A 23,740-nucleotide genomic window follows, 5' to 3' on the forward strand; every position below is an offset into this window, starting at 1 on the left:
GGACGGCGTGGCCTACGGCGGTGTGGGCAGCTCGGGCGGCCGACCGAGGGTGCGGCGCAGATCGGCGAGCGCCACTGCGGCGAGCACCAGCATGGCGGCGAGCGACGCGGCCAGTGTGGGCAGGAACAGCACCGCCGGCGCGACAGTCGACAGGGCCAGCACGCCGACCGGCCGCGACGGCGACACCCGGTTGAACACCTCGTACTCGAAGAAGGCGCGGCCGGTCAGGAACAGCGCGGGACCGCCCAGGATGACCGCCGCCCAGGCGGCCGGGGTCGGCGTGGGCAAATCGTGCAGCACCAGTTCGAAGCCCGCCGCGGTGGTGACCACCCCGGCCACCATCAGCAGATGGCTGTACGGGGCGGTGTTGAGGAACCGGGCCGAATCCCTCGACAGCCGCAGGGCGAGCGGCAACATTTCCCCGGACTTGTGCACGTAGATCCGCCACAGCAACAGGGTGGTGACGAAGGCGAGCAGGAGCGCGACGGTGTTCTCGGCATGCGCGTGCTCCCGGCTGTAGGCCATGCCGGTGACCAGGATCAGGTCGCCGAGGGCGATGGTGTAGAACTGCTGGTACCGCTCGGCGAGATGTTCGGCGATCACTCGCAGTTGGCTGCCGGGAACGGTGCCGATCCCGGGCACCGGATAGGCCAGCCGGAGCCCCAGATAGTCGATGCCGACGGCGAGCAGCCACAGCGCCATCCGGATGTCGTCCGAGGCGAACGCACCGGCGATCCAGGGCACCGCGGAGAGGGCGAACCAGCAGAGGACCCGGATCGCCCGGCGCTGGATGACCGGGTCGTCGCGCAGCGTCGGCACGAGGATCAGCCCGCGTCCGAGGTGGATGACGACGTACGAGCCGGCGAAGATCAACCCCCGGTCGCCGAACGCCTTGGGGATCGCGGTGCTCATCATCAGCACGCCGAACATCGCCGCGACGAGCAGCACCTTGATCTCGACGCGGTCAGGGTCGTACAGGTCGGCGACCAGAGAGGTGAGGGTCCAGGTCCACCAGACGGCGGCCAACAGGATCAGCCCCTGCCCGGCCTGGTACCAGGTGATCTCGCCGGCCAGGTCGCGCGAGATGAGCGCCAACGCGACGACGTAGACCAGGTCGAAGAAGAGTTCGAGGAGGGTGACCCGGCGTGGGGTGGACGGGCCACGGGTGGGGGGTCGCCGTGGGCCGCCGGGTTGCTGCTGGGCGAACGACACGGACGGCTCCCGGCAACCGGCGACAGTTCGGCGGACCGGCACGGCCGGCGTACTGACCGTAACCGTGCGTTCGTCGGTGCGTGCCCTGACCGCCGCCGATCACCGGAAAGACGTACCGGCCGACGCGGGCTTCGCGAGCCCCACGCCGGCCGGTCGGGTGTCAGCCCTCGGCGTCGGCCTGGGCGGCCAGCACCTTCGCCTGCTGGGGCCAGGTGACCAAGCTGGCCGTGGCGCGCAGCCCGGCGCTCTTGATGGTCGCGCGCAGCGCCGCCTCGTCCAGTTCGGCCAACTGCCGGTAGGTCCGGATCCCCGCGCCGTGCAGCGCCGCCGCCATCTTCGGCCCGACCCCCTGGATCTTGCGGAAGTCGTCGACATCGGTGCCGGCCGCCGCAGTCGCCGTGGCCGGCTCGGCCACCGCCACGGGCTCGGCCACCACCACGGGCTCGGCCACCACCACGGGCTCGGCCACCACCACGGCGGGCTCGGCTGCCGCCACCGGCTCAGCCACGGCGGCGGGCTCGGCCTCCGCCGTGGCGGGCTCGGTCGGTGCGCTGGTGGTCGGCTCGGTCGCGGCGGAGACCGCCGTGGCCTCCGTGAGGTCCGGCTGCGCGGTCGTGTCCGCCGACGGCTGGTCGAGGGCCGGTGCCGGTTGGACATCAGCCGTGGGTGCTTCGACGGGCTCACCGGTCGTCGGCTGTTCGGTTACGGTCGGTTCGGTCGCGGCGGTGTCGGCCTCGGCCGCCGCAGTGGTGTCGCTGGTGGTCGCGCCGCTCGCCGACGCGGGTGGTTCCGTCCGCCGGCGCAGCAGCATCCAGCCCACCGCCAGCCCTGCCAGCAGCGCCACGAGCAGTATCAGCCAGTTCCCGAAGGACTCGCCCACGGTAACCCTCCCTGAGGTTCACGTCCGGATTCGTCGCGAGAAAAACTCGCCGCAGCTTCGCACACGCGCGGCCGGGGCGACAGGCAGGCCGGGTAACAGTCCGTACCGGACGCGTGGGGGCTACGGCAGGTGGCCGACCCTGGACACACCGTGCGGTCGGCGGGAGTCGCGGCTGGACACGCCGCAGCCCCGGCACCGTCGCGGGTGCCGGGGCTGTGATCGGGATCAGTCCTGCTCGCCTCGGTAGGTGTAGAAGTCGTCGACGAACTTGCGTCGCAGCCGGGGGACCCGGCTGGTGACCCGGAAGTATCCTCTGGCACCGAGGAGCGCGAGCCGCCCGAACACCGGTTGGTACATGCGGTCGTCGCCGCTGGTCCCGCTGCGCCCGAGCGAGTCGGCGACCCGGGCGAAGCCGTAGGGCACCATCGCCGCCTCGTAGTCGGCCACCGCCTGCACCAGGGTCTTCTCACCGGTGGTGGCGAGGATCAGTTGCCGCCGCAGCAGGTTCGCGTCGCGCAACGCGGTGTTGGCGCCCACGCCCCGCCCCGGCGTCATGGTGTGGATCGCGTCGCCGAGGAGGGTGACCGTACTGCTCTTCCAGGGTGGCACCGGCTCCGAGGTGGACACCCGGATCGGCAGGGCGCTGTCCGGGTCCGCCAGGCTGAGCAGTTGTCGCAGGTGAGGGTGCCAGTTGGCGGTCAGGTCCAGGGCCACCCGGAGCAACTCCGTACCCCGGCGACTCATCACGTCCGACGGGAACCGACGGGCGGTGCTCCACACCACCAGGTTGATGTTGTCGCGGGTGGGGTCGTGGCCCAGCCCCGGCCAGTCGGCGAGCAGTTTCGCGTCGGCCGAGCTGACCTCCGGTTTGAGACGTCCGTCGCGGTCCCACTTGAACTCCATCACGTGCAGCACCCCCATCACCCCGCCGGTGCCGAAGATCAGCGAGATGCCCCGCTGCACGGTCTCCGGCAGCAGGGACCGGGTGTGCTCGGTGAGCGGTACCCGGGTGGCGATGTTGATGGTGCCGGCGTCGCGGATGACGGCGTGCGGCAGATACTGACGCCGCACCGCCGAGTGGGTACCGTCCGCCGCCACGAGCAAGTCACCGGTGGCGGTCGTGCCGTCGGCGAAGTGCGCGGTGACCGTGCCGTCGTCGTGCTGGTCGTACCGGGTGAAGGTGCGGTCGAAGTGCACCACGTCCTCCAGGCCGGTCAGCAACACCTGGCGCAGCGTCATCCGGGCGACGGACCGTTCCGTGTCGACCGGGTGGGTGTCCGGCCGCAGCGGGAAGGACGCCGTGTGGCGCATCTTCTCGCTGAGCACGTTGAAGTAGCGGGGCGAGCGGGCGCAGGTGGCCAGGTAGATCTCGAAGAGCTCCGGCGGCAGACAGTCACGCAGGGCCCGACTGCCGGTGGGGCCGATGCCCACCCGGTAGCCGAGTAGTCCCTCGCCCCTGCTCCGGTGTCGCTCGTAGACGTCGACGCTGATGCCGGCCCGGCGCAACCCGTGCGCCAGGCAGAGGCCACCGGTGCCCGCGCCGATGACCAGGACGTGCGGTGCTCGGGGTGCCATGTGCCGGCCCGGTCAGCCGGCCACGCGCGGTGCCGGAACGTCCGCGCCGTCCCAGCGGTAGAAGCAGTTGGCGATCGCGTCGCGTGGTGAGCGCCAGGTGGGCAGGTACGGCGAGGTGTGTGCCGACAGGCGCTCGTTGACCTGTTGGAACAACGGATGGTTACGGGCCGCCGCGAGGGCGTCCGCGCCGACGTCGTCGGTCTCCATGAGGTGTACGCACAGGTCGTGCAGGCAGTACAGGGAGCGGTGGCGTACCCCGGTCAGACTGGGCAGCTCGGTCTCGTCGGACTCGGCGAAGATCTGCGCCACGCGCCCCTCCGCGCCCGGGATGATTCTGCTGACGATGACTAGACGGCTCATCGGATCCCTCTCACCGGTGGGTTCGGCCCGGACGGACACCGGGTCTCGGGCCGGCTGTTTCCCCACCTTGTCGCCCGCGCAGTCACCTCTCCGTCAACGACCGGGAGCGCCACGGTGACGCGTCGTCACCGGTCCTGCGACGGTGTGCGGGTGACCAGGTGACGGTGTGGGCCGCCGGTCGGGCGGCTGGCCCGGCGGATCGGATCGAGGGTCTCGGCGAGCAGCGCGCTCATCGCGGGCGACGGCTCCAGCCGCAGCTCCCGCAGCAGCAGGTCCCGGTAGACGTAGTAGGCGTGCACCGCCTCGAAGGCGTTGCCCTCGGCGAGGTGGATGCGGACGACCAGTCGGTGTGGTGTCTCGCGCAGGGGCTCGGCGGCCATCGCCTCCAGCGCCGCCTCCAGCGCCTCGCCGTGCCGTCCGGCGGCCAGGTGTTGACCGGCGACCTGTTCCAGCATGTGCAGCCGGAGTTGGCGCAGCCGTTCCCGGTCGGCCAGCACCCAGTCGTCGTACCAGCCGGGCAGCAGGTCGTGTCGACCGGCGGCGATGGCCTCCGCGGCGTCGTCCGGAGGGTGACCGTCCCGCACCCGGGCGGCGGTGTCGACGAGCAGGTCGACGTCGACCCGGACCGCCGGGTCGAGGCGGACGGTGTCGGCGGCGGTGGTCAGCGGGCAGTAGGGATCCTGGCGCAGCCGCCACAGCGCGGTCCGCAGTGAGGACAGTGCCCGTTCCTCGGTCGCCTCCGGCCAGAGCAGGCCCGCGAGGTGGGTACGGGTGGCGCCCGGCCGCAGCCCGATCAGCGCGATGATCCGTTGCAGGCCGCGCGGCACCACCACCGGGGTGTCGCCGTGCGTCAGACGGAACCCGCCGAGCAGGTGTAACCGGATGTCGGCGTCGGGACGTGGGCTGGTGGTGGGCGTGGACGGAACAGCGGCCACGGCGGCACCCCCTGCGGAACGCGTCGGTTGCGTGTCTCGGCCGGCTCCCGGTGTGGCCGCCGTGACGCCACTGTCGACTCGCTGGGCCGCCGCACACGGGGCGCGGTGCCGGGTCTGACCGCCGCGAAGATTATCAATCGCAGTTACTCTGGGTCAACAACGTTGTCGGCAATGCAACCCGTCCGACTCTTGTGAGACCGCCTCTGAACTGGACAATCGTGTGGATCATGCTGGTCGTGATCGCTCAGCTGAACCACAGATTGCGTCAACTCAGCGTCACCAACCCTAGGTCTTTCCGAAGGTGTCGGTGACGCCCGGGTGACGCGGTGCTCCGCATCGTGGGCGACAGCCGTCCGGGCACATCCGGTGGCGTCGCCACCGACCCCATGGGGGGAGTACCAGCATGGACCGAACGCTGATCGTCGCGAAGGTGGACCCCGCCGCCGAGTCGGCGGTCGCCGAGATCTTCGCCGAATCCGACACGACCGAACTGCCCCGCCTGGTGGGGGTCCGGCATCGGTCGCTGTACCGCCTGCACGACCTGTACGTGCACCTCATCGAGACCGACTCGGCCGGTGATGGTGCCGTGGAGGCGGTTCGGGAGCACCCCGAGTTCGTCAGGGTCAGTGGCGAGCTGAGCCGCTACATCTCGCCGTACCTGCCGCAGTGGCGTTCGCCCCGGGACGCCATGGCACGCTGCTTCTACCGATTCGACGGGGGTCGGCCGTGACGGCCACCGCGCCGTCGGGCGAGACCCTGTGGTCCCGGTGCGGCGGCTGCGCCGCGCTGCTCTACCGCAAGCGGCTGCGCCGGAACCTCGACGTCTGCCCGGAGTGCGGCCTGCACGCCCGACTCTCCGCGCCCGAGCGGGTCAGCCAACTTGTCGACCCTGGGTCGTTCCAGCCGCTGCCGGACCGCGCCGTCGAGGTGGACCCGATCGGGTTCGTCGACGTCCTGCCGTACCCGCACCGGCTCAGCGCCGCCCGTGCCGACACCGGTCTGCCGGAGGCGGTGCTCTGCGGCACCGCCACGGTGGCCGGGTCGCGCTGCGCGCTCGCGGTGATGGACTTCCGGTTCCTCGGCGGCAGCCTGGGCTGCGCCGTCGGCGAGCTGATCACCCGTACCGCCGAGCAGGCGCTGGACGCCGGTGTGCCGCTGGTCCTGGTCACCGCCTCCGGTGGTGCCCGGATGCAGGAGGGTGCCCTGTCGTTGATGCAGATGGCCACGGTCAGCCAGGCGATGGCCGCGCTGCGCGAGGTCGGGCTGCTCACCGTCAGCGTGCTGACCGATCCCACCTACGGTGGCGTGGCGGCCTCCTTCGCCACCAGCGCCGACCTGGTCCTCGCCGAGAGCGGCGCCCGGATGGGCTTCGCCGGGCCCCGGGTGATCCGGCAGGTGACCGGCCGGAGCCTGCCGGAGGGATTCCAGACCGCCGAGTTCCTACTGCGGCACGGTCAGGTCGACATGGTGGTGCCGCGGCACGCGCTGCGTGCCCGACTGGCGACGCTGCTCGCGATGGCGGGCACCGGCCGGCGCGCCACGAGACGGTCCGGAACACCCGCCCCACCGACCACGGTGGCCCGGCCGGTCGAGGCGACCCGGGCACCGGCCCGCGACGCCTGGGAGACGGTACGCCTGGCCCGCCACCCCGGCCGCCCGACCACCCTGGACTACCTGGAGACCTGCTTCGACGGCTTCACCGAACTGCACGGCGACCGGCTCGGCGGCGACTGCCCGGCGGTGGTCGGCGGACTGGCCCGGCTCGACGGCCGGTCGGTGATGGTGGTCGGCCACCAGAAGGGACACACCACCGCCGAGCTGGCGGCCCGCAACTTCGGTATGGCCACCCCGGCGGGGCATCGCAAGGCGTTGCGGCTGATGCGGCTGGCGGCCCGGCTCGGGCTGCCGGTGGTGACCCTGGTCGACACCCCGGGCGCCGATCCGGGCGTGGCGGCGGAGGAGCACGGACAGGCGGCGGCCATCGCGGAGAACATCCTGACCCTGAGCATGCTGCCCACGCCGGTGGTGACCGTGGTGACCGGGGAGGGCGGCAGCGGCGGCGCGCTCGCCCTGGCGGTGGCCGACCGGGTGTTGATGCTCCAGCACGCGGTCTACTCGGTGATCAGCCCGGAGGGCTGCGCCGCGATTCTCTGGCCCGGTCGTACCGCCGCCCCGCAGGCCGCCCGGGCCCTGCGGTTGACCGCGCCGGATCTGTGCCGGCTCGGGGTCGTCGACGAGGTCGTCCCCGAGCCGGACGGCTCGGCCGCCGACGACCCCGAGGCGACCGCGCAGGCCGTCCGCCAGGCGCTGCTGGCGAACCTGCTGCCGCTGCTGGAGGTGCCGACGGAAACCCTCGTCCAACGGCGGCGGCGGCGCTTCCGCCGCTTCGGTGCCGCCCGTTCCGCTGCCTCGGCGGGTGCCCGGTGAAGGCCGCGCCCACGGTCGTCGGTCCGGAACCCGATCGGTGCGTCGACACCGACCCCGCCCTGGTCGAGCTGCGCCGACAGGCCCGCGAGTTCATCGCCGAACTGGCCGCTCCGGTCCGCCGGCTGCGGCTGCGCCTCGGCGACGCCGAACTGGAGGTGGAGTGGGACCGACCGACCGGACCGGACCTGCCGTCGCGCCCGGCCGACGCCACGGCTCCCGCGCCACGGTCACCGACCGATTCCGCCGTGGCGGCACCGCTGCCGGCACCCGCGCCCCGCATCAGCGTGCGCTCGCCGATGGTCGGCACCTTCTACCGGTCGCCGCAGCCCGGTGCCGCGCCCTTCGTGGCCGTCGGCGACCTGGTCCGACCCGGGCAGGTCGTCGGCATCGTCGAGGCGATGAAGCTGATGAACGAGATCGCCGCCGACCGACCCGGCCGGGTGGTCGAGGTGCTGGTCGCCGACGGACAACCCGTGGAGTACGACCAGCCACTGGTCGCCCTGGACCCGGTCTGAGAGCGGGCTGTCGATGTTCTCCAAGGTGCTGATCGCCAACCGGGGCGAGATCGCGCTGCGCATCCTGCGCGCGTGCCGGGAACTGGGCATCCGTACCGCCGTGGTCTACTCCACGGCGGACGCCGACTCGGCGGCGGTGCGGCTGGCCGACGAGGCCGTCCGGATCGGCCCCTCGGCCAGCCGGCGTAGCTACCTCAACGCCGCCGCGGTGGTGGAGGCCGCCCGCAAGGTCGGCGCCGAGGCGGTGCACCCGGGGTACGGCTTCCTCTCCGAGGACGCCGACTTCGCCGAGATCTGCGCGGACAACGGGCTGACCTTCGTCGGCCCGCCACCACACGTGATGTCCACCCTGGCCGACAAGTCCTCCGCCCGTGCGTTGATGAGCCGGGCCGGTCTGCCGCTGGCCCCGGGCGCCGTGCAGCCGGTACCGACCGCCGGCGAGGCCGCCGCCATCGCCGCCGAGGTGGGCTACCCGGTCATCATCAAGGCCACCGCCGGGGGAGGCGGGCGGGGCATGGCCGTGGTCCGCACCCCGGCGGACCTGCCCCGGGCGTACGCCCGCACCCGCGCCGCCGCCCAGGTCGCGTTCGGTGACGACCGGGTGTACGTCGAGCGTTACCTGACCGACGCCCGCCACGTCGAGGTCCAACTGCTCTGCGACGCGCACGGCAACGGTGTGCACCTGGGCACCCGGGACTGCTCGGTGCAGCGGCGGCACCAGAAGCTGGTCGAGGAGGCGCCCGCTCCGGCGTTGCCCCCGGCGACGCTGGACGCCATCGCCGAGACCGCCCTGCGTGGCGCGCTCGACGTCGGGTTCACCGGTGCGGGGACGGTGGAGTTCCTGGTCGACGCCGAGGAACGGTTCCACTTCCTGGAGATCAACTGCCGGATCCAGGTGGAACACCCGGTCACCGAGATGATCAGCGGCATCGACCTGGTGCACGAGCAGTTGCACGTCGCCGCCGGCACCCCGCTGCGCTGGCGTCAGGAGGACGTCCGGTTCTCCGGGGTGGCCATCGAGTGCCGGGTCAACGTGGAGGACCCGGAGCGGGGGTTCACCCCGACGCCCGGCCGCCTGGACCGGTTCGTGCCGCCCGGCGGGCCGTTTACCCGGGTCGACACCCACGGCCACGCCGGCTACCTGGTCGGGCCGCACTACGACTCGCTGCTGGCGAAGGTCGCGGTCTGGGCCCCGGACCGGGAGCTGGCGTTGAGCCGGCTCGACCGCGCGCTCGGCGAGTTCGACGTCTCCGGACCCGGGATGCGGACCACCATCCCGTTCGTCCGCCGGGTGCTCGACGACGCCGAGTTCCGCAAGGGGCGGCACTCCACCGGGCTGGTGGACCGCCTGCTCGCCGCACCGAAAACCGCAAACCCGAGGAGGAAACGATGACCGTCACCGACGGGCGTTCGCTGACCGCCGAGATAACCGACATCCTGGTCACCAACTGCGGACTCGACCCGGACACCGCCGCCCGAGCGCCGGCCGCCTCGCTGGAGGAACTGGGCATGGACTCGCTCGCCCTGCTCGAACTCTCGGCCGTTGTCGCCGACCGGTGGCAGGTACGCATCCCGGAACAGGCCGCCCAGTTGAGCATCTCCGCCGTGGCCGACCTGGTCGCCCGGCGGACCGACCCGCCCGGGCACACCGAGAACAGCATCGTCGTCGCCGCGCCGATGGACCTGGTCTGGAGGGTGACGAACGACGTGGCGGGCTGGCCGGACCTGTTCACCGAGTACGCCCGCGCCGAGATCCTCGACCGGGACGGCGACACCGTCCGGTTCCGGCTCACCATGCATCCCGACGAGAACGGCGTCGCGTGGAGCTGGGTCAGCGAACGCACCGCCGACCCGGCCACCCGGCAGGTGCGGGCGCGCCGGGTGGAGACCGGGCCGTTCGAGTACATGCGGATCCACTGGACCTACACCCAGGAACCCGGCGGGGTCCGGATGACCTGGGTGCAGGACTTCGCCATGAAGCCGACCGCGCCGGTGGACAACGCCGGGATGACCGAACGGATCAACACCAACAGCGCGGTACAGCTGGCCGTGATCAAGGAGCGCCTCGAACGGCTCGCCGGGACGGGAGCCGACGATGAGTGAGCTCACCCTGGTAGCCGCCCGGGACGTGCCCGCCGACCGCCGTCGCGGCGGCGAACTGCGGGTCCTGCTCGGTCCGCGTACCGTCGGCAGCACCTCGGGGTTCATGGGCGTGGCCACCATGGCGCCGGGGGAGCGGATCGCCGAGCACTACCACCCGTACAGCGAGGAGTTCCTCTACGTCGCCCGGGGCGCCATCACCGTCGACCTGGACGACGAACCGGTGCCGCTGGCCGCCGGTGAGGCGCTGTTCGTGGCCCGCAACGTCCGGCACCGGCTGCGCAACACCGGCCACCTACCCGCCGAGGTGGTCTTCCACCTCGGGCCGCTGGCCCCGCGCCCGGAACTCGGCCACGTCGACACCGAGCTGGTCGACCAGCGGGACGGGTCATGACCACCCGGCGCACCGTGGTCACCGGCGTCGGTGTGGTGGCCCCCGGTGGGGTGACCCGGGACCGGTTCTGGAAGAACATCACCGAGGGACGTACGGCGACCCGACGGATCAGCTTCTTCGACCCGTCGCCGTTCCGGTCGCAGATCGCCGCCGAGTGCGACTTCGACCCGGACGCCGCCGGACTCGTCCCCGCCCAGCGGCAGCGCGCCGACCGGTACGTGCAGTTCGCGTTGGCCTGTGCCGCCGAGGCGATCGCCGACAGTGGACTGGAACTCACCGACGCCGAACGCGACCACTCCGGCGTGGTGCTCGGCACCGCGGTCGGCGGCACCACAGCGCTGGAACAGGAGTACGTGACGGTCAGCGACAGCGGCCGGCACTGGTTGGTCGACGCGGCGCTCGGCGGCCCGTACCTCTATCCGGCGTTGATGCCCAGCAGCCTGGCCGCCGACGTGGCGTGCCGCCACGGCCTGCACGGTCCGGCGCAGGTGATCTCCACCGGCTGCACCTCCGGCATCGACGCCATCGGGTACGCCCACCAACTCGTCGCCGACGGCGAGGCCGACATCGTGCTCGCCGGGGCCGCCGACTCACCCATCTCCCCGGTGACCGTGGCCTCCTTCGACGCGATCAAGGCGACCAGTCCGGACAACCACGACCCGGCACACGCCTCCCGCCCCTTCGACGCCGACCGGCACGGCTTCGTGCTGGGCGAGGGGGCGGCGGTGTTGGTGTTGGAGGAGGCGGGACACGCCGCGCGGCGCGGCGCACACGTCTACTGCGAGGTGGCCGGTTATGCCAGCCGCAGCAACGGCTACCACATGACCGGGCTGCGGCCCGACGGACTGGAGATGGGGCTGGCCATCACCGACGCCCTGCGGCAGGCGCGGCTGGCTCCCGACGACGTCTCCTACATCAGCGCCCACGGCTCCGGCACCCGGCAGAACGACCGACACGAGACGGCCGCGTTCAAGCGGTCGCTCGGGTCGGCGGCGCACCGCGTGCCGATCAGCTCCATCAAATCGATGATCGGGCACTCGCTCGGCGCCATCGGGGCCATCGAGATGGCGGCGTGCGCGTTGGCCATCGAGTTCGGGGTGGTGCCGCCGACGGCCAACTGGACCACCCGGGATCCGGAGTGCGACCTGGACTACGTGCCCAACGAGGCACGGGAGGTGCCGGTGGACGTGGCGCTCTCGGTGGGCAGCGGGTTCGGCGGCTTCCAGTCGGCCATGCTGTTCCGCCGGTTGGCCCGGGAGGTGACCCGGTGAGTGGGCGTCGGGTGCGGACAGTCGGCACGGTGACGACATGACCGGCGGACGGGCTGTGGTCACCGGCATCGGGGTGGTGGCACCCACCGGTGTCGGTGCGGAGGCGCACTGGCGATCGGTGCGCGCCGGTCGCCGCCGTACCGGACCGATCACCCTCTTCGACGCCTCCGGGTACCCGACCCGGTTCGGCGGCGAGGTGGCGGACTTCGACCCGGCCCGGTACGCCGACAACCGGGCTCTGGTGCAGACCGACCGGTGGACGCACCTCGGGTTCGCCGCCGCCTCGCTGGCACTGGACGACGCCGGCCTGCCGGAGCAGGCCCCCGACCCGTACGGCTGGGCGGTGACCCTGGCCAGCGCCTCCGGCGGCAACCTGTTCGGGCAGCGGGAACTGCAACGCCTCTGGTCGTCACCGACGCGGACCGTCGGCGCGTACCAGTCGATCGCCTGGTTCTACGCGGCCAGCGTCGGGCAGCTCTCCATCCGGCACCAGGCCAAGGGCCCGTGCGGGGTGGTGGTGGCCGAGTCGGCCGGTGGGCTGGACAGCCTCGCCCACGCGGTGCGGACCGTCCGGCGGGGTACCTCGGTGGTGCTCGCCGGTGCGACCGAGTGCCCGCTGAGCCCGTACGCGCTGGCCTGCCAGCTGCGGTCCGGGCTGCTCAGCGAGGTGGCCGATGCACAGTGGGCCTACCGGCCGTTCGACGCCACCGCCAGCGGCTACCTGCCCGCCGAGGGGGGTGCGGTGTTCGTGGTGGAGGAGTTCGGCCACGCCCGAGCCCGAGGCGCGCGGATCTACGGTGAGGTGACCGGTTGGGGCACCACCCACGACGCGGCGCACACCACCGCGGACGGTGCCGGCAACCCGCACCAGTACGCCCGCGCCATTCGGCTGGCCCTGGGGCGGGCCGGAGTCGAACCGGACGAGGTGGACGTGGTGGTCCCCGACGCGCTCGGGGTGCCCCGCTACGACCGCTCCGAGGCCAGCGCGTTGCGTGCCGTCTTCGGTGCCCGCACACCGCCGGTCAGCACCCACAAGGAGCTGACCGGACGGGCGCACCAGGGTGGGTCGGCACTGGACGTGGCCACCGCCCTGCTCGCGTTCGCACACGACACGCTGCCCGCCTCGGCCGGGCCGGATGTCGTGGCCGAGGGCTGTGAACTGAACTTCCTGCGGGCCGAGCGTCGCCCGCGTACCCGGATCGCGTTGGTCTGCGCCCGGGGCTTCGACGGATTCAACAGCGCGCTGGTGCTGCGCGGCGCGCCACCGGCCGGACAGGAGTGGCTATGACACGAGCACGGGTGGTCTTCCTGGTCCGGGTGCCCGACGAGCGCACCGGGGACTTCCTCCGGGCGTACGAGGCGGTCCGGCATCTGGTCGCCGAGGGGGTGCCGGGCCACCTGGTCGACCAGGTGTGCCGCTCGTCGACCGACCCGGAGCAGTGGCTCATCACGAGTGAGTGGACCAGCCTGGCCCACTTCGAGGCGTGGGAGCGCAGCCCGGAGCACCGCGAGTTGGTCCGGCCGATGCGGGAGTGTTTCACCGACGCCCGGTCGCTGCGTTTTCACATCCACGCGCAGACCCCGGTGCCGGCCTGACCGGCCGGCACGCTCGGTGGCGCGGCGTTCACCAACGGTCGACACACGGATTCGATCATCCTCGCCGGGTGGCCCGGCGACAATCCGGTCAGTCGCCCGTTTTGGGGCATCCATTTGCATGAAGCAATGTTCACCGGGCCTGCCGTAGGGTTCCCGACAGTACCTCGCCGAGGTGACCTGCGGCCCGCACGCACGTCGGTGAGGTTGACGTTGGGGGTGGAGAGGGCATGACCGGACCGCTGTTCTCGCCGGGCGAGACCGACCGGCGGCCGCCGGTCGGTCTGTCGCCCTCCGTCGACGCCCGCCTCGACCCGGCGCGCGGTGGCGATCCGCTGGCCCGACCCGTCGCCGACCGGTCGGCTGGCCGTGGACGGTCGTGGCGATCGGGGGCGTCGGCGTCACCCGAGGTCGACTCGGCCGGCTGAACGCGACCGGGCCGCCGGCCCTCGCGCGGACCGCGCTGGCGCACCGGGCCCCGGGTCGGCGATGGTGGACCGCATGGAGATCACGTCCGGTCCGCCTCCGGCCTGTCTGGCCGACTACGCCGGTCTCGCCCGGACGGTGCTGCCGCCGGATGTCTGGGACTACCTGGACGGTGGCAGCGGCGCCGAGGTCACCCTCGGCGGCAACCGCAGCGCCCTGGATCGGGTCGGTGTGCTGCCGAGGGTGTTGACCGGGGTCACCGCACCGAGGCTACGGACCCGGTTGCTCGGTCGGGACTACGCGATGCCGGTGGGGGTCGCGCCGATGGCTTACCAGCGGCTGGTGCACCCCGACGGTGAGCCCGCGCTGGCCACGGCGGCCCGGGAGGCCGGGGTGCCCTACCTGGCCAGCGTCCTCGGCAGCACACCGATCGAGCAGGTCACCGCGACCGGTGCCGACGTCTGGTTCCAGCTGTACTGGCTACGCCACCGGTCCGTGGTCTCCGACCTGCTGGCGCGGGTCCGCGCGGCCGGCTGCCGGGCCCTGGTGGTCACGGTGGACGTGCCGGTGCTCGGCCGCCGGTTGCGGGACCTGCGCAACGCCTTCCGGCTGCCACCGGAGTTGGTCCCGGCGAACCTGCCGGGTGGTCGCGACGACCTGGCCCACGGCGGTACGCCGGGCGTCACCCCGCTGTCCGCGTCGCACGACGCGGCCTTCACGCCGGCACTGACCTGGGCGGATCTGCGGTGGCTGCGGGAGCGGTGGGAGCTGCCGTTGGTGGTCAAGGGCATCCTCGATCCCGCCGACGCGGTGCGCGCCGTCGACGTCGGCGCGCAGGCGGTGGTCGTGTCCAACCACGGCGGTCGACAGCTCGACGGGGCTCCGGCCAGCGCCACCATGCTGCCCGAGGTGGTCGCGGCCGTCGGTGGTCGGTGTGAGGTGCTGCTGGACAGTGGGATCCGAGGCGGCGTCGACGTGCTGCGCGCGCTGGCCATGGGCGCCGACGGTGCCCTGGTCGGTCGACCGATGCTCTGGGCTCTGGCGGTCGGTGGGCGACGTTCGGCCGGTGCCGCGTTGACCCTGCTCGCCGACGAGTTGCGGGACGCGTTGGCCCTGGCCGGTTGTGCCGATCCGGCGGCTGCCCGAGCGCTGCGTACGGTGCAGGTGGGCTGACCGCGTGCGGCGACTCATCGCGTTCATCCGTTCGCAATCTGTGACGCCCACCCTGCCGCCGTCCTGCGTGGACGGTCATAATGGTCGACATGGTTGCCTGGGAGTACGCCCTGCTGGTCCGCCGCTACCAGGGGCAGGGCCGCAATTTCCATGTCTCGTTCGTCTGGTACGGCCCCGACGGGTCTCGCAAGGACATCACCGCGTACGGCGACACCGCCATCGCGCATCTCAACCGCGCCGGGCGCGACGGTTGGGAACTCGTCTCCGCCGCCGAGGATGTGAACAACGTGCAGGGCAGCACCGAGGTGCACCGCTACCACCTCAAGCGCCCGCTCGCCTGATTTGCGGGCCGGGTGCTCGGCGTCCCCGAGTGCCCGGCCCCCCGACCTGGTGCGGCCGAGTTCCTGGTGGTTTGCCGGGATGGCAGCGCGCTCTGATCCAGTGCCGTTTGACAGCAACCGAATGTTAGCGTGAACATAGAGGTCAGTTAGTGCAGACCTGTCGGTCGTCGCCGGATGTCCGCGCGCGAACGCCCGGCACGCCTGTGGAAGGACCGGACGTTCTCCGCCCGTCGCCGCGGGTGACCGTGACCGCACCGTCCGGTGAGTCGCCACGTCCGCCGGTGTCGGCGCCCGGCTTGGGCGGGCGCCGACACCGGCGGAACTGGCTGTCACGGTTCGCGAGGTCCTCGACGGCGCTCGCCGTCAGCCCAGCTCGACCTCCGGGTAGAGCGGGAAGCCGCCGAGCAGTTCGCCGGCCTGGCGGCTGACCTTGTCCGCGAGGGCCGGGTCGAGGACGAACTTGGCCTTGGAGGCGGTGCCGTCCGGGTTCGCTCCGGCGCTGGTCTGGCTCAACACGGTGTGGATCAGCTCGGCGGTGGTGTCCATCTCCGCCGTGCCGAGGCCGCGGGTGGTCAGGGCCGGCGTGCCCACCCGGATGCCGGAGGTGTACCAGGCACCGTTGGGGTCCTGCGGGACCGCGTTGCGGTTGGTGACGATGCCCGAGTCCAACAGCGCCTGCTCGGCCTGTCGGCCGGTCAGCCCGTAGCCGGTCACGTCGATCAGCACCAGGTGGTTGTCGGTGCCGCCGGTGACCAGCGTGGCGCCCCGACGCAGCAGCCCCTCGGCGAGCGCCTGGGCGTTGTCGACGACCCGCCGCGCGTAGTCGGCGAAGTCGGGCCGGCGAGCCTCGGCGAGGGCCACCGCCTTGGCGGCCATCACGTGCGGCAGCGGACCGCCGAGCACCATCGGGCAACCCCGGTCGACCTGGTCGGCCAGCTCCGGACCGCAGAGCACCAGACCACCACGCGGACCACGCAGCGACTTGTGGGTGGTGGTGGTGACGATGTGCGCGTGCGGCACCGGGTCGAAGTCGCCGGTGAAGACCTTGCCGGCGACCAGGCCCGCGAAGTGGGCCATGTCCACCATGAAGGTCGCCCCCACCGAGTCGGCGATCTCCCGCATGATCCGGAAGTTGACCCGGCGCGGGTACGCCGAGTAACCGGCGACCAGCACCAGCGGACGGAACTCCCGCGCCGCCTCGGCGACCTTGTCGTAGTCGACCAGGCCGGTGGCCGGGTCGGTGCCGTAGCTGCGCTGGTCGAACATCTTGCCGGAGATGTTCGGCCGGAAGCCGTGGGTCAGGTGCCCACCGGCGTCCAGTGACATGCCGAGCATCCGCTGGTCGCCCAGCTCGCGCCGCAGCGCGAACCAGTCCGACTCGGTCAGGTCGTTGACGTGGCGTGCCTGCGCCCGCCGCAGGGCCGGTGCCTCGACCCGGTCGGCGAGGATCGCCCAGAACGCCACCAGGTTGGCGTCGATGCCCGAGTGCGGCTGCACATACGCGTGCGCCGCGCCGAACAACTCCCGGGCGTGCTCGGCGGCGAGCGCCTCCACGGTGTCCACGTTCTGGCACCCGGCGTAGAACCGACGCCCGACGGTGCCCTCGGCGTACTTGTCGCTGAACCAGTTGCCCATGGCCAGCAACGTGGCCGGGGAGGCGTAGTTCTCGCTGGCGATCAGCTTGAGCGACTCACGCTGGTCGGCCAGCTCCGCCCCGATCGCGTCGGCGACCCGTGGCTCGACACCTCGGATCACCTCGAGAGCGCTGCGGAAGGCGGCGGATTCGACGTTGCGCGGCATGTGACCTCCAGATGACGTGCGGAAGGCCCAGGCGCTCGGCATGCGTCCTTGTGACGGGGCCGCTCCCCGATGGTTCTCCATCTCCATGCGCCAGTCACGGCCCGAGGGGGATCCTACCGGGTACGCCGACGCAGCGGGTCGCAGCGCCGTCGGGCGCGTTCGCCCGTGTCACTACGATCGATCGCATGGCGGGAACGGACAGTGCGGGCAGGCTCCTGGCCATCAGCGACCTGCACGTGCGGCATCCGGAGAACCGGACGATCGTCGAGCAGCTGCGTCCGGGGACGCCACAGGACTGGCTGCTCGTCGCCGGAGACGTCGGCGACACCGTCGCCGACGTGGAGTGGGCGCTGCGGTTGCTGGCCGACCGCTTCGCCCGGGTCGTCTGGTCGCCGGGCAACCACGAGCTGTGGACACCTCCCGGCGATCCGGTGACGTTGCGGGGTCAGGCGCGCTACGCGCACCTGGTCGAACTCTGCCGTGACCTCGGCGTGGTCACCCCCGAGGACCCGTACCCGGTGTGGCAGGGGCGCGGTGGCCCGGTGACGGTGGCACCGTTGTTCCTGCTCTACGACCACAGCTGGCGACCGGACGGGTTCGACACGCCCGAGGCGGCGCTGGCCGAGGCGTACCGGACCGGCATCGTCTGCACCGACGAGTTCCTGCTGCACCCCGACCCGTACGAGAGCAGGTCGGCATGGTGCGCGGCCCGGGTGGCCGAGACCGCCCGTCGGCTCGCCGAGCGCGATCCGGCGCTGCCGACGGTGCTGATGAACCACTGGCCGTTGGTCCGGGACGTGACGCGCGTGCTGCGGTACCCGATCTTCGCCCAGTGGTGCGGCACCGATGCCACCGCCGACTGGCACGTACGCTTCGACGCCGCCGCGGTCGTCTACGGCCATCTGCACATCCCGCGTACCACCTGGCACGACGGGGTGCGCTTCGAGGAGGTGTCGGTGGGCTACCCGAGGGAGTGGCGGTCCCGTCGCCTGCCGCCGGGCCGGTTGCGGCAGATCCTGCCGACGCCCGACGGGGTGCCGCCGACCGCCTGGTGACGGCATCGCCGCACCTCGGGCGCGTGTGCCTGCCTCGACCGAGGGTATGCGGGCGGGACCGAAACGAGTGGGAGGTGAGCCGTGACCACGATGGTGCAGCGACCGGCCAGCCCGGTGAAGGACAAGAACTACGACCTGATTCACGCGTTGCAGCTGTCCCTGGAGCACATCTGGCGCCTGGAGACCTACATCGCCGATGCGGACGCCCAGGGCGACGAGGAACTCGCCTCCTGGTTCCGCAGGATCCAGGAGAACAACCAGAAGGCGGGCGAGCAGGGCAAGCAGATGCTGGTCGAGCGCCTGCAACGTGAGAAGGGCTGATCCGTGCGACGCCGGGTGGGCCGGGTGCGGTTGCGCACCGACCCACCCCGGTCACCCGAACAACCGTCGGTGACCCGCCCGGCCGGCCACCGCGTCGTACGCTCTCAAGCGTGGCGACGGCGGCGAAGGAGATCCAGGTCGGGCGGCGGACCGTCCGCGTCTCCAGCCCGGACAAGCCGTACTTTCCCGAGCGGGGCCTGACCAAGCTCGACGTGGTGCGCTACTTCCTCGCCGTCGGCGACGGCATCCTGCGTGCGCTGCGCGACCGTCCGACCATGCTGGAACGCTGGCCCCGGGGCGTGTTCGAGGGCGCGACCGTCGCCACCCGGCAGGACGGTGGCGGCGACGCGTTCTACCAGAAACGGGTACCCGCCGGGGCGCCCGACTGGGTGGGCACCGCCCACATCACCTTCCCCAGCGGACGCACCGCCGACGAGATCGCCCCGGGGGAGTTGGCCGTGGTGGTCTGGGCGGTCAACCTGGGTACGCTGCGTTTCCATCCGTGGCCGGTGACCCGGGCCGACGTCGAGCGCCCGGACCAGCTGCGCATCGACCTGGATCCACAGCCCGGTGTCGGGTTCGACCAGGTGGTGCCGGTGGCGCAGCAGGTACGCGCCTTCCTCGACGAGTTGGGCCTGGTCGGCTATCCGAAGACCACCGGCGGGCGTGGGCTGCACGTCTACGTCGCCATCGAACCCCGGTGGAGCTTCGGCGACTGCCGCCGCGCGGTGTTGGCGCTCGGGCAGGAGATGCGCCGACGCCGACCGGACCTGGTCACCACCACCTGGTGGCGCAAGCAGCGGGACCGGCCGGTCTTCGTCGACTACAACCAGATGGCCCGGGACCACACCATGACCTCGGCGTACTCGATCCGGCCGACGCCCGCCGCGCTGGTCTCCGCGCCGCTGGACTGGTCGGAGCTGGACCACGCCCGGCCGGAGGACTTCGACGTGACCACCATGCCGGCCCGCTTCGCCGAGCGCGGCGACCCGCACGCCGGCCTGGACGAGCGACGCTACTCGCTGGAACCGTTGCTGGAGTTGGCCGACCGGGAGGGCCTGGAACCACCGCCCGAGCGTTGAGCGGTCACGCCCACGGGCTGCGTACCCCGTCGTACTCCTCGAAGACCAGCCAGCTGCGGGTGGCGAGCACCCCGGCGATGTGTTGCATCCGGTCCAGCACCACGTCCCGCAGGGTGGCGTTGTCCGGCGCGCGGACCAGCGCGAGCACGTCGTGCTCGCCGCTGAGCAGCGCGACGTGCTCGACGTAGCGCACCTGGGCCAGCTCCGCCGCGACCTCCCGCCAGGTGTTCTGCCTGATGGTCAGGGCGATGTACGCCGAGGTGCCCAGACCGGCCGCCTCCGGGGCGACCCGCGCGGCGAACCCGGTGATCACCCCGTCGCGCAGCAGCCGCTCGACCCGGGCGTACGCGTTGGTCCGCGAGACGTGCACCCGCTCGGCGAGGGTTCGGATGGAGAGCCGACCGTCGCGGGTCAGCTCGTCGAGGATGCGCCGGTCGACCTCGTCGAGGCCGACGGCCGAACGTCCCGTTCCGACCCGCCGGTCGGCTTCCTCGGCGACCTCTTGGCCCATCCCAACCTCCTGTTGAAGCCAATCATCCCGCGTTTACCGGGCATCTTGAGTCAATCATCCATCAGCAGGAGCATAGGGCCACCACACGTCCAGGAGGTTCCGCCGTGACCACTACCCCCCAGGCGGCCCGCAGGGCATCACCGCGCAGCCGCCGGCCGGCCACCCGTACCGCGTCGAACCCCGCCGCCGGTCTGCTGCCCGAGGCGGAGCCGGTCCGGTTGCTGAACCCGGACGGCACCCTGCTGCCGTCCCGCGCCGACTACCCCGAGCCGCCCGTCGAGGCGCTGCGCGAGATGTACCGGCGAATGGTCGTCGGCCGGCGCTTCGACGCACAGGCCACCGCGCTGACCAAGCAGGGTCGGCTCGCCGTCTACCCGTCCTCCCGGGGCCAGGAGGCCTGCCAGGTCGGGGGCGTCCTGGCGCTACGCGACGACGACTGGGTCTTCCCGACCTACCGGGAGTCGATGGCGTTGACCGCCCGTGGCATCGACCCGGTCGAGGTGCTGACGTTGCTGCGCGGCGACTGGCACTGTGGGTACGACCCGGCCGCGCGGCGCACCGCACCACAGTGCACGCCGCTGGCCACCCAGTGCGTGCACGCCGCCGGGCTGGCCTACGGCGAGTCGTACCAGGGGCGCGACACCGTGGCGCTGGTGTACATCGGCGACGGCGCCACCAGTGAGGGCGACTTCCACGAGGGCGTCAACTTCGCCGCCGTGTTCAAGGCCCCCGTCGTCTACTTCGTGCAGAACAACCGGTATGCCATCAGCGTCCCGTTGTCCCGGCAGACCGCCGCCCCGTCGCTGGCCTACAAGGGCGTCGGATACGGCATCCCCAGCGAGCAGGTCGACGGCAACGACCCGATGGCCGTGCTCGCCGTGCTCACCCGCGCGGTCGCGCACGCCCGCGCCGGAAAGGGACCGTTCCTGGTCGAGGCGCACACCTACCGGATGGAGCCGCACACCAACGCCGACGACGCCTCGCGTTACCGCGACGCCGACGAGGTCGAGGCGTGGCGCGAGCGTGACCCGCTCACCCGGCTGGAGACCTATCTACGCGGTCGGGAAGCGCTCGACGACGCGGCCGTCGCCGACATCGCCGAGCAGGCCGAGACGTACGCCGCCCAGCTGCGTGACCGGATGAACAGCCAGCCCACGGTCGATCCGCTGAGCCTCTTCGAGCACGTCTACGCCGAACCCACCGCGCAGTTGGTGGAGCAGCGGGAGCAGGTGCGCGCCGAACTGGACGCGGCAGCGGAGGGGGACGCCTGATGGCCACCATGACCATGGCGAAGGCGCTCAACGCCGCGCTCGCCGACGCGATGCTCGACGACGAGCGGGTGCTCGTCTTCGGTGAGGACGTCGGCCAGCTCGGCGGGGTCTTCCGGATCACCGACGGGCTACAGGCCCGCTTCGGCGACAAGCGCTGCTTCGACACCCCGCTGGCCGAGGCCGGCATCGTCGGCTTCGCCGTCGGGCTGGCCATGTCCGGACTGCGTCCGGTGGTCGAGATGCAGTTCGACGCGTTCGCGTACCCGGCGTTCGAGCAGATCGCCTCGCACGTGGCGAAGCTGCGCAACCGCACCCGGGGCGCGTTGAGCGTGCCGATGGTGATCCGGGTTCCCTATGCCGGCGGCATCGGCGGCGTGGAGCACCACTGCGACTCCTCGGAGGCGTACTACGCGCACACCCCGGGTCTGAAGGTGGTCACCCCGGCGACCGTCGACGACGCGTACTCGCTGCTGCGGGAGGCGATCGACGACCCCGACCCGGTGGTCTTCATGGAACCGAAGAAGCTCTACTTCGCCTCGGCCGAGACCGCGCTGCCGACCCGTACCGAGCCGTTCGGCCGGGCGGTCGTGCGCCGACCGGGCCGCGACGCCACCGTGGTGGCGTACGGTCCGGCCGTGCCGGTCGCGTTGGAGGCCGCCGAGGCCGCCCGCGACGAGGGGTGGGACCTGGAGGTAATCGACGTACGCACCATCGTGCCGTTCGACGACGCCACGATCGCCGCCTCGGTACGGCGTACCGGGCGGTGCGTGGTGGTGCAGGAGGCGCAGGGCTTCGCCGGGGTGGGCGCGGAGATCGCCGCCCGGGTCCAGGAACGCTGCTTCCACGCCCTGCACGCCCCGGTGCTGCGGGTGTCCGGGCTGGACATCCCGTACCCGGCGCCGATGCTGGAGCACACCCACCTGCCCTCGGTCGACCGGGTGCTCGACGCGGTGGCCCGGTTGCAGTGGGACGACCAGCCCGACCGGCGCTGGCTGACCGAGGGCAGTGCGGCATGACCGAGAAGGTCTTCCTCCTGCCCGACCTCGGTGAGGGACTCGCCGAGGCGGAGATCGTGCAGTGGCGGGTGGCGGTCGGTGACACGGTCACCGTGGACCAGACCGTCGTCGAGGTCGAAACCGCCAAGGCGGTCGTCGACGTGCCCTGCCCGTACGCCGGTCGGGTCGTCGCCCTGCACGGCGCCGAGGGTGAGGTACGCCCGGTCGGCCAACCGCTGATCACCATCGCCGAGCCGGTCGCCGAGCGGGCCGCCGCCACCGAGCCGGCCGGACACGCCGTCTACCGCGAGGAGGAACGGGCCGGCTCCGGCAACGTCCTGATCGGCTACGGCACCGGACACGGCGGTGCCCGGCGGCGACGTCGGCCCCGGCTGGTGGCCGTCGACGCGCCGACCACCCCGGCGAGTGCGCCGGCGGTGGCCGGAGCGCTGCCGGCGCTGGTCATCTCGCCGATCGTGCGGCGACTGGCCCGCGAACACGGGGTGGACCTGCGCACCCTGCGGGGCACCGGCCCCGGCGGTGTGATCAGGAGGGCCGACGTGCAGGCGGCGGTCGACACCACCGCCGACCCGGGCCACGGCCCGGCGACGCGGTCCGAGCCGGAGCCGCGTACCGGCGGGCCGGCGCCCGTGGGCGCGACCGACGTGCGCGACGTCGTCATCCCGTTGACCGGGATCCGCCGGGCCATCGCGGACAAGCTCTCCCGGAGCCGCCGGGAGATCCCCGAGGTGACCATCTGGGTCGACGCCGACGCCACCGCACTGCTCCAGACCCGAGCCGAGATCAACGCCGCCCGGCCGGAGCAGCCGGTCAGCATCCTGGCCCTGCTCGCCCGGATCTGCCTGTCCGGTCTGCGTCGGTACCCGCAGCTCAACGCGCGGGTGGACACCGAGGGGCAGCGGATCGTCCAGTCCGCCGGGGTGCACCTGGGTATCGCCGCCCAGACCGACCGGGGGCTGGTGGTGCCGGTGCTGCGGGACGCCGAGCGGCTCACCACCACCGAACTCGCCGCCGAACTCGCCGCCACCACCGCCGCTGCGCGGGCCGGTGAGCTGCCACCGGCCCGGCTCACCGGGGGCACCTTCACGCTGAACAACTACGGGGTGTTCGGCGTCGACGGTTCCACCCCGATCATCAACCACCCGGAGGCCGCGCTGCTCGGCATCGGCCGCATCGTGGACAAGCCGTGGGTCGTCGACGGCCAGCTCGCGGTCCGGAAGGTGACGCAGCTGAGCCTCACCTTCGACCACCGGGTCTGCGACGGCGGTGTGGCCGGGGGGTTCCTGCGACACGTGGCCGACTGCGTCGAGCAGCCCGCGTTGCTGATCGCCACCGTCTGACGGCGGGCGTCGACCGAGGGGCTCGCCGACCCGTCCCGCTGGGGACGGGTCGGCGTACCCCGCGCGTCTGAGTCCGCCGACCGCGTCCGAGTCCGCCGCCCCGGCTGACGCGAAGGTCGTCTCGTGGCATGGTGCGGGACAA

General features: G+C 72.3%; 25 protein-coding genes and 1 riboswitch. Of the genes, 18 read left to right on the top strand and 7 right to left on the bottom strand.

The features are described 5' to 3' along the window. Positions 1-12 precede the first annotated feature (12 nt). The 5 genes from FF096_RS18590 to FF096_RS18610 form a co-directional block, all read right to left on the bottom strand. A complete protein-coding gene (locus FF096_RS18590) occupies positions 13-1,212 on the bottom strand; it encodes a low temperature requirement protein A (protein WP_309223557.1) in 1,200 nt (399 codons plus the stop codon). 160 nt (positions 1,213-1,372) lie between these two features. Next, positions 1,373-2,092, bottom strand: a complete 720-nt coding sequence (locus tag FF096_RS18595) for a helix-hairpin-helix domain-containing protein (protein ID WP_309223558.1) — start codon at positions 2,090-2,092, stop codon at positions 1,373-1,375. A gap of 225 nt (positions 2,093-2,317) precedes the next feature. Further along, positions 2,318-3,667 (bottom strand): NAD(P)/FAD-dependent oxidoreductase, encoded by a 1,350-nt coding sequence (locus FF096_RS18600; RefSeq protein WP_155220221.1) that lies wholly within the window; start codon positions 3,665-3,667, stop codon positions 2,318-2,320. A 12-nt stretch (positions 3,668-3,679) separates the two neighbouring features. Continuing rightward, complete coding sequence (locus FF096_RS18605) at positions 3,680-4,027, bottom strand: TcmI family type II polyketide cyclase (RefSeq protein ID WP_155220223.1); 348 nt, start codon at positions 4,025-4,027, stop codon at positions 3,680-3,682. 125 nt (positions 4,028-4,152) lie between these two features. Beyond that, complete coding sequence (locus tag FF096_RS18610; protein ID WP_309223559.1) at positions 4,153-4,962, bottom strand: BTAD domain-containing putative transcriptional regulator; 810 nt, start codon at positions 4,960-4,962, stop codon at positions 4,153-4,155. Between the two features lie 403 nt (positions 4,963-5,365). On the opposite strand from FF096_RS18610, the gene FF096_RS18615 reads away from it, so the two are divergent. From FF096_RS18615 to FF096_RS18670, 12 genes are all read left to right on the top strand, one after another. After that, positions 5,366-5,692 carry a TcmI family type II polyketide cyclase gene (locus tag FF096_RS18615; RefSeq protein WP_155220225.1) on the top strand — a complete coding sequence of 109 codons (327 nt, stop codon included), beginning with the start codon at positions 5,366-5,368 and terminating at the stop codon, positions 5,690-5,692. Continuing rightward, on the top strand, positions 5,689-7,389 hold the full coding sequence (locus FF096_RS18620; RefSeq protein WP_309223560.1) for an acetyl-CoA carboxylase carboxyltransferase subunit alpha: 1,701 nt from the start codon (positions 5,689-5,691) through the stop codon (positions 7,387-7,389). The genes FF096_RS18615 and FF096_RS18620 overlap by 4 nt, the downstream gene beginning before the upstream one ends. Next, positions 7,386-7,904, top strand: coding sequence for an acetyl-CoA carboxylase biotin carboxyl carrier protein (gene accB, locus FF096_RS18625; RefSeq protein ID WP_309223561.1), 519 nt, complete (start codon positions 7,386-7,388; stop codon positions 7,902-7,904). The genes FF096_RS18620 and accB overlap by 4 nt, the downstream gene beginning before the upstream one ends. A 13-nt stretch (positions 7,905-7,917) precedes the next feature. Further along, positions 7,918-9,297: an acetyl/propionyl/methylcrotonyl-CoA carboxylase subunit alpha gene (locus FF096_RS18630; RefSeq protein WP_155220228.1), complete on the top strand. Its 1,380-nt coding sequence runs from the start codon at positions 7,918-7,920 to the stop codon at positions 9,295-9,297. After that, complete coding sequence (locus FF096_RS18635) at positions 9,294-10,007, top strand: SRPBCC family protein (RefSeq protein ID WP_155220230.1); 714 nt, start codon at positions 9,294-9,296, stop codon at positions 10,005-10,007. The genes FF096_RS18630 and FF096_RS18635 overlap by 4 nt, the downstream gene beginning before the upstream one ends. Next, positions 10,000-10,398 (top strand): cupin domain-containing protein, encoded by a 399-nt coding sequence (locus tag FF096_RS18640; RefSeq protein WP_155220232.1) that lies wholly within the window; start codon positions 10,000-10,002, stop codon positions 10,396-10,398. Before FF096_RS18635 ends, FF096_RS18640 begins: the two co-directional genes overlap by 8 nt. Continuing rightward, the gene (locus FF096_RS18645; RefSeq protein ID WP_155220234.1) at positions 10,395-11,669 is read left to right on the top strand and encodes a beta-ketoacyl synthase; all 1,275 of its coding nucleotides are present in this window, start codon (positions 10,395-10,397) and stop codon (positions 11,667-11,669) included. Before FF096_RS18640 ends, FF096_RS18645 begins: the two co-directional genes overlap by 4 nt. 37 nt (positions 11,670-11,706) lie before the next feature. Next, entirely contained in the window at positions 11,707-12,957 is a 1,251-nt protein-coding gene (locus tag FF096_RS18650; protein ID WP_155220236.1) for a beta-ketoacyl synthase N-terminal-like domain-containing protein, read from the top strand. Beyond that, the gene (locus FF096_RS18655) at positions 12,954-13,265 is read left to right on the top strand and encodes an antibiotic biosynthesis monooxygenase (protein WP_155220238.1); all 312 of its coding nucleotides are present in this window, start codon (positions 12,954-12,956) and stop codon (positions 13,263-13,265) included. Before FF096_RS18650 ends, FF096_RS18655 begins: the two co-directional genes overlap by 4 nt. Before the next feature lie 227 nt (positions 13,266-13,492). After that, positions 13,493-13,690 carry a hypothetical protein gene (locus FF096_RS18660; protein ID WP_155220240.1) on the top strand — a complete coding sequence of 66 codons (198 nt, stop codon included), beginning with the start codon at positions 13,493-13,495 and terminating at the stop codon, positions 13,688-13,690. Positions 13,691-13,763: 73 nt separating this feature from the next. Continuing rightward, complete coding sequence (locus FF096_RS18665; protein ID WP_375335356.1) at positions 13,764-14,861, top strand: alpha-hydroxy acid oxidase; 1,098 nt, start codon at positions 13,764-13,766, stop codon at positions 14,859-14,861. 80 nt (positions 14,862-14,941) lie between these two features. Further along, positions 14,942-15,202, top strand: coding sequence for a hypothetical protein (locus FF096_RS18670; protein WP_155220244.1), 261 nt, complete (start codon positions 14,942-14,944; stop codon positions 15,200-15,202). A gap of 363 nt (positions 15,203-15,565) precedes the next feature. On the opposite strand, the gene FF096_RS18675 is transcribed toward FF096_RS18670, so the two are convergent. Continuing rightward, entirely contained in the window at positions 15,566-17,002 is a 1,437-nt protein-coding gene (locus FF096_RS18675; RefSeq protein WP_155220246.1) for a glycine hydroxymethyltransferase, read from the bottom strand. An 18-nt stretch (positions 17,003-17,020) separates the two neighbouring features. Next, positions 17,021-17,110: riboswitch (ZMP/ZTP riboswitch) on the bottom strand. Positions 17,111-17,187: 77 nt separating this feature from the next. Here FF096_RS18675 and FF096_RS18680 point away from each other — a divergent pair. From FF096_RS18680 to FF096_RS18690, 3 genes are all read left to right on the top strand, one after another. Next, the gene (locus tag FF096_RS18680; protein ID WP_155220248.1) at positions 17,188-18,057 is read left to right on the top strand and encodes a metallophosphoesterase; all 870 of its coding nucleotides are present in this window, start codon (positions 17,188-17,190) and stop codon (positions 18,055-18,057) included. 90 nt (positions 18,058-18,147) lie between these two features. Continuing rightward, the gene (locus FF096_RS18685) at positions 18,148-18,378 is read left to right on the top strand and encodes a hypothetical protein (protein WP_155220397.1); all 231 of its coding nucleotides are present in this window, start codon (positions 18,148-18,150) and stop codon (positions 18,376-18,378) included. A gap of 110 nt (positions 18,379-18,488) precedes the next feature. Further along, positions 18,489-19,460 carry a DNA primase small subunit domain-containing protein gene (locus FF096_RS18690; RefSeq protein WP_309223562.1) on the top strand — a complete coding sequence of 324 codons (972 nt, stop codon included), beginning with the start codon at positions 18,489-18,491 and terminating at the stop codon, positions 19,458-19,460. Between the two features lie 4 nt (positions 19,461-19,464). Here FF096_RS18690 and FF096_RS18695 read toward each other — a convergent pair whose 3' ends face one another. Further along, positions 19,465-19,971: an Lrp/AsnC family transcriptional regulator gene (locus FF096_RS18695; RefSeq protein WP_155220251.1), complete on the bottom strand. Its 507-nt coding sequence runs from the start codon at positions 19,969-19,971 to the stop codon at positions 19,465-19,467. Positions 19,972-20,075: 104 nt separating this feature from the next. On the opposite strand from FF096_RS18695, the gene pdhA reads away from it, so the two are divergent. From pdhA to FF096_RS18710, 3 genes are read left to right on the top strand one after another with little or no spacing between them, the layout of a single operon-like run. After that, on the top strand, positions 20,076-21,242 hold the full coding sequence (gene pdhA / locus FF096_RS18700; RefSeq protein WP_309223563.1) for a pyruvate dehydrogenase (acetyl-transferring) E1 component subunit alpha: 1,167 nt from the start codon (positions 20,076-20,078) through the stop codon (positions 21,240-21,242). Continuing rightward, complete coding sequence (locus tag FF096_RS18705; protein WP_155220253.1) at positions 21,242-22,258, top strand: alpha-ketoacid dehydrogenase subunit beta; 1,017 nt, start codon at positions 21,242-21,244, stop codon at positions 22,256-22,258. The genes pdhA and FF096_RS18705 overlap by 1 nt, the downstream gene beginning before the upstream one ends. Next, the gene (locus FF096_RS18710; protein ID WP_155220255.1) at positions 22,255-23,598 is read left to right on the top strand and encodes a dihydrolipoamide acetyltransferase family protein; all 1,344 of its coding nucleotides are present in this window, start codon (positions 22,255-22,257) and stop codon (positions 23,596-23,598) included. Before FF096_RS18705 ends, FF096_RS18710 begins: the two co-directional genes overlap by 4 nt. Positions 23,599-23,740 lie beyond the last annotated feature (142 nt).

The organism is Micromonospora sp. CP22, from assembly GCF_009712475.1.
GTDB lineage: Bacteria > Actinomycetota > Actinomycetes > Mycobacteriales > Micromonosporaceae > Micromonospora.